10 protein-coding genes are annotated in these 12,359 nt (G+C 68.5%); 6 read left to right on the plus strand and 4 right to left on the minus strand.

Translation table 11 applies throughout. The annotated features are described in order from the left end of the window. Positions 1 to 73 precede the first annotated feature (73 nt). Positions 74 to 2,227 (plus strand): MMPL family transporter, encoded by a 2,154-nt coding sequence (locus OG555_RS28290; protein WP_329475581.1) that lies wholly within the window; start codon positions 74 to 76, stop codon positions 2,225 to 2,227. 83 nt (positions 2,228 to 2,310) lie between these two features. On the opposite strand, the gene OG555_RS28295 is transcribed toward OG555_RS28290, so the two are convergent. From OG555_RS28295 to OG555_RS28305, 3 genes are all read right to left on the minus strand, one after another. Then, positions 2,311 to 2,616 carry a pyrophosphatase gene (locus OG555_RS28295; protein WP_329475582.1) on the minus strand — a complete coding sequence of 102 codons (306 nt, stop codon included), beginning with the start codon at positions 2,614 to 2,616 and terminating at the stop codon, positions 2,311 to 2,313. Between the two features lie 75 nt (positions 2,617 to 2,691). Continuing rightward, positions 2,692 to 3,465: a peptidoglycan recognition protein family protein gene (locus OG555_RS28300; protein ID WP_329475583.1), complete on the minus strand. Its 774-nt coding sequence runs from the start codon at positions 3,463 to 3,465 to the stop codon at positions 2,692 to 2,694. A 130-nt stretch (positions 3,466 to 3,595) separates the two neighbouring features. Beyond that, positions 3,596 to 4,399: a helix-turn-helix transcriptional regulator gene (locus OG555_RS28305; protein WP_329475584.1), complete on the minus strand. Its 804-nt coding sequence runs from the start codon at positions 4,397 to 4,399 to the stop codon at positions 3,596 to 3,598. 145 nt (positions 4,400 to 4,544) lie between these two features. Between OG555_RS28305 and OG555_RS28310 the strand changes: the two genes are divergently transcribed. Both OG555_RS28310 and OG555_RS28315 read left to right on the plus strand, forming a co-directional pair. Continuing rightward, the gene (locus OG555_RS28310; protein WP_329475585.1) at positions 4,545 to 5,324 is read left to right on the plus strand and encodes an NAD(P)H-dependent oxidoreductase; all 780 of its coding nucleotides are present in this window, start codon (positions 4,545 to 4,547) and stop codon (positions 5,322 to 5,324) included. A 137-nt stretch (positions 5,325 to 5,461) separates the two neighbouring features. Next, entirely contained in the window at positions 5,462 to 7,357 is a 1,896-nt protein-coding gene (locus tag OG555_RS28315) for a glycoside hydrolase family 76 protein (protein ID WP_329475586.1), read from the plus strand. Between the two features lie 347 nt (positions 7,358 to 7,704). Here OG555_RS28315 and OG555_RS28320 read toward each other — a convergent pair whose 3' ends face one another. Beyond that, a complete protein-coding gene (locus OG555_RS28320; protein WP_329475587.1) occupies positions 7,705 to 8,760 on the minus strand; it encodes an LLM class flavin-dependent oxidoreductase in 1,056 nt (351 codons plus the stop codon). Positions 8,761 to 8,974: 214 nt separating this feature from the next. Here OG555_RS28320 and OG555_RS28325 point away from each other — a divergent pair, with 214 nt between their 5' ends. The 3 genes from OG555_RS28325 (at position 8,975) to OG555_RS28335 (ending at position 12,113) form a co-directional block, all read left to right on the plus strand. Continuing rightward, complete coding sequence (locus OG555_RS28325; protein WP_329475588.1) at positions 8,975 to 9,943, plus strand: aldo/keto reductase; 969 nt, start codon at positions 8,975 to 8,977, stop codon at positions 9,941 to 9,943. Between the two features lie 132 nt (positions 9,944 to 10,075). Further along, the gene (locus OG555_RS28330; protein ID WP_329475589.1) at positions 10,076 to 11,068 is read left to right on the plus strand and encodes a zinc-binding dehydrogenase; all 993 of its coding nucleotides are present in this window, start codon (positions 10,076 to 10,078) and stop codon (positions 11,066 to 11,068) included. Between the two features lie 46 nt (positions 11,069 to 11,114). Beyond that, positions 11,115 to 12,113 carry an RNA polymerase subunit sigma-70 gene (locus OG555_RS28335; RefSeq protein ID WP_329475590.1) on the plus strand — a complete coding sequence of 333 codons (999 nt, stop codon included), beginning with the start codon at positions 11,115 to 11,117 and terminating at the stop codon, positions 12,111 to 12,113. Positions 12,114 to 12,359 lie beyond the last annotated feature (246 nt).

The following is a 12,359-nucleotide window of genomic DNA, read 5'->3' on the forward strand; positions in this document are numbered from 1 at the left end:
ACTGGGTGGCGTCAGGGGGGTGGGTCAGCGTGGGCTTGACCTTTTACACATCACTGCCCGGAGGCAGATCGACATGTTTCACCGGATCGGGCGCGTTGTCGTCCGTCACCCCGTCTGGACGATTGTTGCGTGGATTTTCGTCGCGGCCGGCATTGTTGCCACCGCACCCAGCCTGCCGTCCAACAGCGACCAGAGCAGCTTCTTGCCTAAGAGTTATGAGTCGATCCAGGCTGCGGATCTGCAGCAGAGTGCGTTCCCGAGTGCCTTCACGCCGTCCGCGATCGTGCTGTACCAGCGTTCGGACGGCGGCAAGCTGACGCCGGACGATCTGAAGGACGCGGCGCGGATCACCGGCGAGTTGGGTGCGAAGAAGATCGACCAGGTCCAGCAGGTCGTTCCCGGGCCGCCGTCGAAGGACGGTCGCTATGTGCTGGGGCTGGTGTCGATGGACACCAAGAACGCTGGTCAGCCGACGCAGCTGGACGCCGCGAAGACGTTGCGTTCGGACGCCAAAGAGCTCACCAAGGGCACGCAACTCGACGCCAAGCTCGGTGGTTCGGCGGCGCAGGGGCTCGACCAGCAGGACTCTTCCAGCCGTGCCAACGCGCTGACGTTCGTCGGCACCTTCGCGATCATCCTGATCACGCTGCTGATCATCTTCCGCTCGCCGATCCTCGCGGTGTTGCCGCTGGTCGTCTTGATCGCGCTGGTGTTCTCGACGGCCAACGCGCTGATCGCCGACGCAAGCAAGCTCTTCGGGCTGCAGGCGAACAGTTCGACCTCGGCGCTGCTGATCGTCGTACTGCTGGGGGTCGGCACCGACTACTACCTGTTCTTGATGTTCCGCTACCGCGAACGGTTGCGGGCCGGCGACGAGCCGAAGGTGGCGATGGTCAACGCGGTTGGCCGGGTCGGTGAGGCGATCGCCTCGGCGGCCGGTGCGGTGATGATCTCCTTCCTCGCGCTCCTCCTGTCGACGCTCGGCTTCCTCAAGCAGATGGGCCCGGCGCTCGCCATCACCGTCGCGGTGACGCTGCTGGCCGCGCTGACGCTGTTCCCGGCGATCTGCTCGCTGATCCCGCCGCGCGCCCTGTTCTGGCCGTCGAAGGCGTGGCTCAAGGAGCCCTCGAACGCGCGGTTCGCGGCACTCGGCCGCGGTGTCCAGCGGCGCCCGGCCCTGTTCGCGGTCGTCTCGGGCGTGGTGATGATCGCGCTGGCGCTGGGCACGCTCGGTTTCAAGGCGACGTTCGACCTGGCGTCCGGGTCGATGCCGAAGACCCAGGAGTCGATGGTCGTCCAGACCGAGATGCAGAACGCCTATTCGGCCGGCGCCGCCGAACCGACCTCGGTCCTGGTCACCTCGACCGGCGACGGCCGGCTCGACACGGCTGCGCTGCCCGCGTACGAGCGCAAGCTCAGCGCGGTCCAGGGTGTCGCCGACGTCCAGCCCGCCGCGATCAGCAAGGACGGCCGGACCGCCAACGTCACGGTCACGCTGAAGTACGGGTCGGCCACCGACCAGGCGATCAGCGCGGTCGGCGACGTCCGCGACGTCGCACACGCCGACGCACCGCCCGGCACGAAGGCGCTCGTCGGCGGCATGTCGTCGATCTACAAGGACATCAACGCCGCGGTGAACCACGACTACCGCACGGTGTTCCCACTCGCCGCGCTGCTGATCATGATCATCCTCGGCCTGCTGCTGCGCAGCGTGGTGGCGCCCTGGTACCTGATGGCCTCGGTCGGGCTGGGCTTCGGCGCCACGCTCGGTGCGACGGTGCTCATCTTCCAGAAGGGTCAGGGACACTCGGGGCTGATGTTCATGCTCCCGGTGATCATGTACCTGTTCGTGGTCGCCATCGGCACGGACTACAACATCCTGATGATCTCCCGGCTGCGTGAGGAGGCGCGGGAGGGCCGCGATCCGCGCGAGGCCGCCAGCAGGGCGGTGCGGCACGCCGGTCCGACCGTGGCCGCGGCCGGGTTCATCCTGGCGGCCACCTTCGCCACCTTGATGTTGGCAGGCAACTCGCTGCTGACCGAGATGGGATTCGCCGTCTCCTTCGGCATCGTCGTCGCCGCGTTCGTGATGGCGATGTTCTTCACCCCGAGTCTGACCGCACTGATCGGCCACGCCGCCTGGTGGCCAGGCCATCAGGACCGGAAGTCGACCCCGGACGTGGAGACCGTCGACGCCCGGGAGCTCGAACCCTCGGCGAAGAACTGACGTACGGCGCACTGCAACGGGGCTCCGGCGACAGCCGGAGCCCCGTCCGTCGGTCCGTCAAGGCCCGCGCCGGTCGCGGCGACTCAGACCTCGCGGGCCAGCCATTTCTGGGTGATCTCGTGGGGTAGGTCGACGTCGTGCTGGCGGGCGAACAGGAGGAGTTGGCAGAAGACGTCGGCGAACTCCTGGTGGAAGCCGGCCCGGATCTCGTCCGCGGTGAGCCCTTTGGCCCGGGCTCGGCCGGTGTGCTGGAGGTAGGCCTGGGTCAGCTCGCCGGCTTCCTCCTGGAACTTCAGCAGGAACCAGTCCGGATCGCGCTCGAACCCGAGCGTCTCGCCGTACCGGACCGACAGTTTCTCCAACCGCTCCGACAACTTCGTGAGATCCACGCGAGCACCCAACCACGTCCCACCGACAGTCGTCAGCGCCCTGCGGATACTGCGGGCCGCAGGGCGCTGGACCGCCTATTGCGTCGCGGGCTCCTGATCCGCCGGCTGCTCCGGATCGGGTGCTGGTGGTGCATCGGGGACGAGGGGCTGGTCGAGACCGGCGTCCTCGCTGATCGCCGCGCGGGTGACGGCGGCCTCGATGCGGTTCAACTGCTGGCGGAGCGCGGTGCCGGTGCCGGTGGGGGCAGCCCAGAACCGCTTCATGTACTCCTCGATCTCGGCCTGCATCATGGCCCTGAGCTGAGCTTGTGTGTACGGCAAATCGTCCTCCACATGGCCTGGGGTGAAGTCACCGCGGGCGATCGCCGCCCGGGCTGCTGGACCGGGGCAGTCGGTCGGGTCGGGGCGGACCGCGGAGTGCGGCCTGATCGCCGTGCCGCGGGGATAGAGCCGGCGGAAGTCCGCGATCACCGCGCGGGTGGTCGCCTTCATCGCCGCGGTCGGCTGCTCGCCGGTGACGAGCACCAGCAGGATCGCGCCGTACCGCTCGTTCACGTCGTTGTTGCCGTTGGCTCCCGACTGGGTGCGCAGGCCGCGTAGCGTCCAGGCCCGGCCGGACTGGTCGACGGCGACCTGGTACGCGATGTCCGACCAGCCGCGGGTGTCCATGTGGTAGTCCTGCCACCCGCGCAAGGCGGACGCGACCGCGGCCTTGGTGTGGATGACGTTCGTCGTCCCGGTGCCGGGCCAGTGGATCACCGCGCCCTCGACCCGGGACACGGTCAGGTTGCCCGGCCCGGCGGTCGGCGGTCGCGCGTTCCACGCGGACCGGGGCAGATATTCGACCATCAGTGCTCCTCACATGCCTCACAGCACCGCATACCCCACGCTGGCGCTCGGTAATCAACCGATCACACGCGGCACCTGACGTCAAGCACCAACAGTCAGTGGATCCGCCACCTTCACTGTGGGATGTCTATCACCACTGAGCGCGCCCAGCAGACGCAGCCCATCCTCGGCGGGGCTCCCGGGAGCCGCGGACAGCACCAGCAGCTCCCATACCTGACTCGCCCGGCAGTGCGAAGTTCTCCTGGTGCAGCTCCAGCAGTCCGACCAGCGGATGCCGGTACGCCTTGCGTCCGTGTGTTCGGGCGCGCACGTCCGCGCGGGCCCAGAGTCGGCGGAAGCGCTTGCTGCCCATCGCCAGCTCGCCGATCAGCGAGGCGAGGCCCGGGTCGTCGGGGTACTGCCCGGCCGCCAGGCGAAGGTGCCCGACCACGTCGAGGGTGCAGGTCTCCCAGTCGGCGTAAAGGCCACGCTCGGCTTCCTCGAGGAAGATGTGCCGGGCGGTGTTCAGGCCCGGCATCTCCCGGCCGTAGAGGAGCCCGGCGAGGCGGTTGCCGGCGACAACATCCAGCCGGTGGTTCATGATCAGCGCGGGTGCGGCCGTGACCAGGTCGAGCACGCGCAGCAACTCCGGTCGCAGGCGCCCGCTGGGCGACTTCGCGCGGCGGCGGCGCTGCCGCGCCAGCCGGTACAGGTGCTCGCGTTCTGTCTCGTCCAGGCCGAGGACGCGGGCGAGTGCGTCGAGGACCTGTTCGGAGGGCTGGGTGGCGCGGCCCTGCTCCAGCCGTACGTAGTAGTCGACGCTGACGCCGGACAGGTGCGCGACCTCTTCGCGGCGCAGCCCTTCGACGCGGCGGCGGCTGTCGGTGGGGATGCCGACGGCGGAAGGGTCGACCCGGGAGCGCCGGGTGCGCAGGAAGCCCGCCAGATCGTCCATGCGCCAAGTATGGCTCAGCCAACGGCCGTGAAGGGTGGTCCTGCGGATACCAGGAAGTCCCGGCCGATGGAAGAGGCGCCTCTGGATGACGCGGCCCCCGACGGCAGAGCATCTGTGGCGACACGCCTCGTTGAAGGGAACAACCATGAAGACACTCATCGTCTACGCCCACCCTGAGCCGCGTTCGCTGAACGGCTCACTGAAGGACGTCGCCGTCTCCACTCTCGAAGCGGCCGGGCACGAGGTACGGGTGAGCGACCTGTACGCGATGAACTGGAAGGCCGTGGTGGACGCCGCGGACTTCGGCGAGTACGCCACCAGCCCGCTGCGGGTGATACCGAGTTCAGCCGGGGCGCACGACGCCGGCGCGCTCACGCCCGACGTGGCGGCCGAGCAGGAGAAGTTGCTGTGGGCCGACACAGTGGTCTTCCAGTTTCCGATGTGGTGGTACACGCTGCCGGCGATCCTCAAAGGCTGGGTCGATCGGGTGTTCTCCTACCATTTCGCGTACGGCGTCGGGGTGCACGACGAGACCCGGTACGGCGAGCGCTTCGGTGAGGGCACGCTGCAGGGGCGGCGGGCGATCCTGTCGGTGACCGTCGGGGGCCCGGAGTCCCACTACACCGGTCGCGGGATCAACGGCCCGATCGAGGACCTGCTGTTCCCGATCCATCACGGGATCCTGTACTACCCGGGCCTGGAGGTGCTGCCGCCGTTCGTGCTGTACGGCACCGACAGGTTCACCGACGGCGACGTCGAGGACGCCGCGAAGGCGTGGAAGGAGAAGCTGCTGTCGTTGGAGACGACCGAGCCGATCGCGTTCCGCCGGCAGAACTTCGGTGACTACGAGATCCCGTCGCTGCAGTTGAAGGAGGGCCTGGAAGTGCCGGGCCGCAAGGGTTTCGGCCTGCACGTCCGGGGTTAGCCACCGCCGGGTGGCAGGACGGGCGATCGCTTCGGGCCGAGGTCTTGACATCGTTGTCTGGGCTTGATGAAGTTCCGCGAGGGAAGCGGTGAAACGTTTCCAACTCTCGCCGCCCGAGGTACTCGAGGAGATCGATCATGGTCGTGAATCGTCCGGCGCGCGCCCTGCGCGCCGTCCTGGCCGGAGCCGTCGCGCTGGGCCTCGGATTGGCTTCGGCACAGCCGGCCGGAGCCGATCCGGGCCGGGACGCCGAGGGCTCGACCGCCGTCGCGCGGGCCCGGGTCGCGGCCGACGTGCTGATGAGTTCGTACGAGCCGGTGAAGGCGTGGTTCCCGTCGAGCTGGTGGAACTCGGCGGTCGCGCTGCAGACGATCGGCGACTACATGCAGCGCACCGGCGACCGGCGCTATCTGTCCCAGCTGGACAACACGTTCGAGAAGGACAAGGGACCGTTCCCGGCCGGATATCTCTCGGGCGATCCGCTGCTCGGCAACTTCACCAGTCGCGCGATCGACGATTCCGAGTGGTGGGGTCTGACCTGGGTGCAGGCCTACGACCTCACCAAGAATCGCAAGTACCTCGACATGGCGGTCACGATCGCCGAATACGTCGAGGGGTACTGGGATCCCAGCACGTGCGGTGGCGGCGTCTGGTGGGACGGGGAGCGGACGTACAAGAACGCCGTCACCAATGGACTCTGGATCCGGCTCACGGCCGAGCTCCACAATCGGCTGCCTGGCGACCACCGCTGGCTCGGCCGGGCGCAGGATGGCTGGAACTGGCTCAATAGCAGCGGCATGATCAACTCCGACGGTCTGGTCAACGACGGTCTGAACAGCAGCTGCGAGAACAACGGCGGCACGGTGTGGAGCTACAACCAAGGGCTGGCGATCGGCGCCGGCCTGGAGCTGTGGCGGGCGACCCGGGACCCAGGCTTGCTGACCACCGTACGGCGGCTGGCGGACGCGTCGATCGCATCCGGCGGACTGGTGTCGGACGGCGTACTGAACGAGTACTGCGATGCTCCGGACCGGCAGTGCGATGACAACGGCAAGCAGTTCAAGGGCATCTTCCAGCGGTACTGGATGGATCTCGCCGACACCACCCACGACTCGCGGTACGTCGCCTTCGTCCAGCAGCAAGCCAGCAGCGTGTGGGACCACGACCGCGACGCGTCCAACCGATTGGGGGAGCGCTGGTCGGGTCTGACCAATGCCGATCACCCGAACGCCTTCGACTGGCGCACGCAGGCCAGTGCGCTGAGTGCACTGATCGCCGCAGTACCGAAGCAGACTCCTGATCAATCGCTGTCCGCGACGCTGAGTCCGGCCCAGCCGGTGGTGATGCCGGCTAGCGGTGGCCCGACCCATGTCAAGCTCAAGGTCGATCTACAGGCCACTGCGCCGGCTGGTGCGCTCAAGGTCGAGGTGCAGGCGGCAGTGCCCGCGGGGTGGGCCGTGACGCCGGCGCGTGCGACGACCACGCTCTTTCCGCGCGGGAACGCCGTGCCCGCTCGATCGAGTGTCCAGCTGGACGTGACGATTCCCGCGGGCACGACCGACGGGCACTACGCGGTGACCGCGACGGCGACATCCGGTGACCGGCTGGCGTTCAGTGCGCAGGCCGACATCCTGGTTGCGCGCACCGTCGACTTCGACACCGGTACGGCGGCCGAGACGCCTTGGTTGTGGGACGCCGACGGCTCACAGAGCAACGGCGTACAGAACCGGTTCGCCGACGGCAACTCCTACTTCGTCTACCGCTTCCCGTTCCCGGCCGACACCACCGCGGCGCACGCGGTGCTGACGATCGACAACGAGTACGTCGTTCAGGTCAGCGGTGACGGTCAGAACTGGACCACAGTCCTGACCGAGACCCGCCAGCTCCACGACGGCGAGAACAAGGCGGACCAGACCATCGACCTGACTCCCTACCTCGGCCCCGACAAGGCCGCCTATGTCCGAGTCTCCGACTCCTTCCCGACCGACGGCTGGGGCGGCCGCGTCTACCACGTCAGCGCCGCCTACAGCTGACTTCCTGTCGCGTGGCAGGGTGAGGCGCCCGTCCTGGTTGTCAGGGGCGGGCGTCGCAGGTGATCTCCGGAAACAAAAGGGCGCCACGCGACCGGGATGTTCCGGAAAGCGGCGAGCTCTGGGTTCTGTGGCGCGGGTCGAGAGTTGGCCGGCGCACAGTTGGCCGACTCCTCTGGGGGGCGGGGCACCTCCTTGGGGGCCTTGGACAGGAAATAACGTGTGTCTGCCCACCGGTTCCTGTCCAAGGCCACGGCTCCTTGCCCTGCCAGGCCCCACCACCGGTACACCTGACCTCGGGCAGGTCGGCCCCCGAGCTGTCGTCCGCCAACCCTGCTGACCGAGTACGCCTAAGCGTTCTTCAGCAGTGGTGGGAGTTGGTCGCCGACGCGGGCGGTCTCCTCGCGGTATGGCGTGTCGGACAGGATGAAGTGGGTGAGTCCGAGGTCCTGGTACTTGCGGAGGGACTTGGCGACGTCGTCGGCCGACCCGACGAGCCATGTCGTACCGGCGCCGCCTCCGCCGTACTTGCCGGGAGCGGTGTAGAGGTTGTCGTCGAGGACCTCGCCGCGCTCGGCGAGTTCGAGTAGCCGCTGCTGGCCGACCGCCTTGAACCACCGGCGATCGCGAGAGCCCTCGGCCTCGGCCATCTTCGCCACCTTGGCCTCCGCGTCCGCCCAGGCCTCCTCGGTCGTGTCGCGGACGAGCGTCGTGATCCGCAGCCCGAACTCGAGCGGTGGGTGCTCGCGACCGAGCTCGGACTCCAGCGCCCGCAGCCGGCTGATGCGCTCGGCGATCCCGTCCAGCGGTTCGCCCCAGAACAGCTGCACGTCGGCGTCCGTCGCAGCGACCCGCTGCGCTGCCTCCGACGCACCGCCGAAGTACAGCCGCGGATGCGGCCTGCCTTCGCGTACGACGGGACGCGTCGCGACCGTGGACCCGGTGACCGAGAAGTGGTCGCCGGTGAACGTGACGTCCTCCTCGGTCCACAAGCGCCGTACCAACTGCAGGAACTCACGGGTCCGCGCGTACCGCTGTGCCTGGTCGCCCTCGGAGTCGCCGTACGCGGCCAGGTTGTCCTGACCGGACACGATGTTGATCAGCAGTCGCCCGCCGCTCAGTTGGTCGAGCGTCCCTGCCGCCGACGCGAAGTGCGCGGGCTGCCAGTAGCCCGGCCGGATCGCGACCAGCGGCTGGAAGGTCGTCGTACGCGCGGCCAACGCGGTGGCGACCGTGAACGTGTCCGGCCGGCCCCACCCGGTGCCGAGGAGCGCACCGGCCCAGCCGTGATCCTCGGCGAGCCGGGCCAGCTCGGTCAACCGCTCGAGGCTGTTGTGTCCCTGGACGGTGTCGTCCCCGCGATGGCCGGGAGCGACCTGGTTCGGGATGTACCAGAGAAAGGTCATGCAAAGCAGTTTATGTTTACCTGATTAGTCGACTTTCGATCGTCTCGCGGTCTGGTCACTCGCCGACGCCGTCACCACTGGCCGCGTGCAGGCCCAGCCCGGCGTCTGACTCAGTACTGCGAGTTGTGAAGGTCAGTTTGTTTCCGTGTTGGACGGACACAGGGGAACGTGATGAGGATGCTGGAAACGTTCCCGCTACGGTTCGGAGGACCGGATGACGAAGGCAGCACAACGTTCGCTCGGCGACGGTGGACCGGTGGTCAGCGCGCTCGGGATGGGGTGCTGGGCGATCGGCGGCCCGCACGCGCGGCAGGGGAGTCCGGTCGGCTGGGGGGTGATCGACGACACGGAGTCGAAGCGGGCGCTGCGGCGCGCGTACGACCTCGGGGTCACGTTCTTCGACACCGCCGACGTCTACGGCTGCGGGCACAGCGAGAAGCTGATCGCGGCCGCACTCGGTGACGTCCGGGACGAGATCGTGATCGCCTCCAAGGCGGGTTACACGTACGTCGAGGAGACCCGGGAGGCGCCGGGGGAGAACGGCGACCCCGACTACATCCGGTGGGCCTGCGACGAATCGCTGCGGCGGCTCGGGACGGATCACATCGACCTGTACCAGTTCCACCTGGGCGGCTACGACCTGGCGCAGGCGGACGACGTACTCGCGGTGTTCGAGGAACTCGTTGCCGCAGGCAAGGTCCGGGCGATCGGGTGGAGCACGGACAGCCCGGAGCGGGCGGCGGTGTTCGCGAAGAGTGAGCACTGCAAGGCGATCCAGCAGCACTTCAACGTGTTCGGCGGCAACGACGAGGTGCTGGAGCTCTGTGAACGAAACGGACTCGCGAGCATCGTCCGCGGTCCGCTCGGGATGGGGTTGCTGACCGGGAAGTTCGACCAGGACAGCAGTCTGCCGGCGGACGACGTACGGCACGGCTGGAACTTCCGCACCGGCGACCAGGCCGAGTCACTCCGTCGCCTCGACGCCGTCCGCGACGTACTGACGTCCGACGGCCGCACCCTGGCCCAGGGCGCCCTCGCCTGGCTCTGGGCCCGCAGCGAAGCCTTCATCCCGATCCCCGGCTTCAAGACCGTCGCCCAGGTCGAGGAGAACGCCGGCGCCTTGGCGCACGGCCCGCTGACCTCCGGCCAACTCGCCGAGGTGAGCACGATCCTTACTCGGTAACAGCTCGGTCGAACGCGCGGCTTCCCCGCGGCAGCCGATTCCTTTGCGCGGTGGCGGGGGTCTACCTGGTAGAAGGGCCGACCCCCTGAACGGGCCGGTCTCGATCATGCCGAGGAAGGAACGGTGATCGCCATGAGCATCCCCGCCACCATGCGCGCCCTGCAGCAGACGTCCCTCAATGGTCCGCAGGACCTGCGTCTCATCACCGACGCGCCGGTGCCCGTCCCAGGCCGCGCGGAGGTTCTGATCCGGGTCGCTGCCGCCGGGATCAACTTCGCCGACATCTCGAAGGCTCACGGCACGTTCCTGGATGGCCCCAGGCCGCCGTACCTGGCCGGTTTCGAGGCAGCCGGCGAGGTCGTCGCGGTCGGCAAGGAGGTGACCGGCCCGCGCCCGGGGACTCGCGTCGTCGGCGTCGGGAACGGTGCTTTCGCCGAGTACATGGTGTTGCCTGCGGCCGCGGCGGTGCCGGTGCCCGCGGGCTGGACGGAGCCGGAGACGCTGGGCCTGGTCGTGAACTGGCCCACCGCGCTGGCCGCACTCAAGCCTCTGGGCGGCATCGCCGCCGGGCAGATCGTGCTGATCCACGCCGCGGCGGGCGCGACCGGTCAGGCCGCGGTGAGAATGGCCAAGCACTATGGCGCCACGGTCATCGCCACCGCCTCTGCGGGCAAGCACGAGACAGTGCTCGCGCTCGGCGCTGACCACGTGCTCGACTCGGTCGGCGGCGACCTGGTCGCCGAGGTACTGCGGCTGACCAGCGGCGCCGGTGCCGATCTGGTGCTGGAGTCGGCAGGCGGCACCACCTTCGAGGCCAGCCTGGCCGCGGCCAAACGGGTGACCGGGCGGGTCGTCGTCTACGGCCTAGCAGGCGGCGAAGCCACGATCACCAACTGGGAACTGGTGTACAGGCACCAGATCCACATCATCGGCCTCAACATCGGCGTACTCATCCAGGCCGCACCGCAGGTCTTCGGTGAGCTCATGGCCGAGTTGTCTGCGCTGATCGCTGCCGGCGTGCTCACCCGCGGTCGGCCCACCACGTACGACTTGGTCGACGGCCCGAAAGTGCTCGCGGAACTGGAAGCCAGGGCTACCATCGGCAAGCTGGCCTTGCTGCCGTGAGTCGGGCTATCGAGGGGCTCGCGGATCGTCGGCCTAAGCTCGCCGCATGACGGCGCGGTTGCGGGCGACACCGGATCAGGATCGGTTCTCGGCCGAGACGGAGCGGTTTCGGCGGGAGCTGTTGGCGCATTGCTACCGCATGGTGGGTTCGGCGTACGACGCCGAGGACCTGGTGCAGGAGACCTATCTGCGGGCGTGGCGGTCGTACGCCGGATTCGAGCGCCGTGCGTCGATCCGATCCTGGCTGTACAAGATCGCCACCAACGTCTGCCTGACGGCGTTGGAGCCGCGCCGTATCCGAGTCCTGCCGTCGGGACTGGCCGGCCCGTGCGACGACCCCGACCGTGTGCCGAGTCCTGATGCGCCGGGCGAGGTCTCATGGCTGGAGCCGTTCCCCGACGCGTGGATCGCCCCACCCCTGGATGATCCGGCCGCGGTGGTGGTCGCGCGGGAGTCGCTGCGGCTGGCGCTCATCGCGAGCCTGCAGCACCTGCCCGCCCGTCAGCGCGCGATCCTCATCCTGCGCGAGGTGCTGGCCTTCTCCGCGGCCGAGACCGCGGAAGTCCTCGACACCACCACTGCCGCGGTGAAGAGCGGCCTGCAGCGCGCCCGCGCCCGGCTGAACGAACTGGAGACGGAGCCCGCGGAGCTGCTCGAACCGACCGATCAGCGGGCACGCGCGCTGCTGGACGGGTACATCGCCGCCTTCGAGCGGTCCGACGCTGCCCTGCTGGAGAAGGTGTTGCGAACGGACGCCACGCTGGAGGCGACGCCATTCCGCGACTGGCAGGCAGACCGGGCGATGTGCATCCACGTGCTCGACGCCTACGTGCTGGGCACCCCGGGCGACTGGCGGATGCTCGCGACCACCGCCAACGGCCAACCCGCGGCCGTCGTGTACCACCGGGCCCCGGACGGCGTGCTCCGGGCGAACGGTGCCGTCGTGCTGGCCACCACCGCCACCGGCGTCTCACGGGTGGTCGCGTTCCACCACCAGCCTGCGCTCGTGCAGCTGTTCGGTTTCCCGGATGTGTACCCCGCCTGACGACCGAGGCGAGCAGACTCACACGTCGTAGTACAGCTCGAACTGCTGGCGCGCGGTTTGCTGTTGTTGATCGCGAACGGCAGGGCACTATCCGTTGGCAGCCATTGGGTGAGGTTGGCCTCATACGGCTGTCTGACCGCGGATCAGTCCCGCGCAGCCGGTATGAGTACACGTTTCACGAAGTCGTGGGGGTCAATCTCTTGGGCTTGCTTGGGCGTGAGTTGACCCGTGCGGACAAGGTCGTCG

The sequence above is a fragment of the Kribbella sp. NBC_01484 genome (assembly GCF_036227145.1).
Classification (GTDB): domain Bacteria; phylum Actinomycetota; class Actinomycetes; order Propionibacteriales; family Kribbellaceae; genus Kribbella.

Excerpts from the sequence above, each read along its gene's own strand:
- OG555_RS28305 (WP_329475584.1), bottom strand. The coding sequence starts at position 4,399 with ATGGACGATCTGGCGGGCTTCCTGCGCACCCGGCGCTCCCGGGTCGAC.
- OG555_RS28325 (WP_329475588.1), top strand. The coding sequence starts at position 8,975 with ATGACGAAGGCAGCACAACGTTCGCTCGGCGACGGTGGACCGGTGGTC.
- OG555_RS28335 (WP_329475590.1), top strand. The coding sequence starts at position 11,115 with ATGACGGCGCGGTTGCGGGCGACACCGGATCAGGATCGGTTCTCGGCC.
- OG555_RS28320 (WP_329475587.1), bottom strand. The coding sequence starts at position 8,760 with ATGACCTTTCTCTGGTACATCCCGAACCAGGTCGCTCCCGGCCATCGC.
- OG555_RS28310 (WP_329475585.1), top strand. The coding sequence starts at position 4,545 with ATGAAGACACTCATCGTCTACGCCCACCCTGAGCCGCGTTCGCTGAAC.
- OG555_RS28330 (WP_329475589.1), top strand. The coding sequence starts at position 10,076 with ATGAGCATCCCCGCCACCATGCGCGCCCTGCAGCAGACGTCCCTCAAT.
- OG555_RS28290 (WP_329475581.1), top strand. The coding sequence starts at position 74 with ATGTTTCACCGGATCGGGCGCGTTGTCGTCCGTCACCCCGTCTGGACG.
- OG555_RS28300 (WP_329475583.1), bottom strand. The coding sequence starts at position 3,465 with ATGGTCGAATATCTGCCCCGGTCCGCGTGGAACGCGCGACCGCCGACC.
- OG555_RS28315 (WP_329475586.1), top strand. The coding sequence starts at position 5,462 with ATGGTCGTGAATCGTCCGGCGCGCGCCCTGCGCGCCGTCCTGGCCGGA.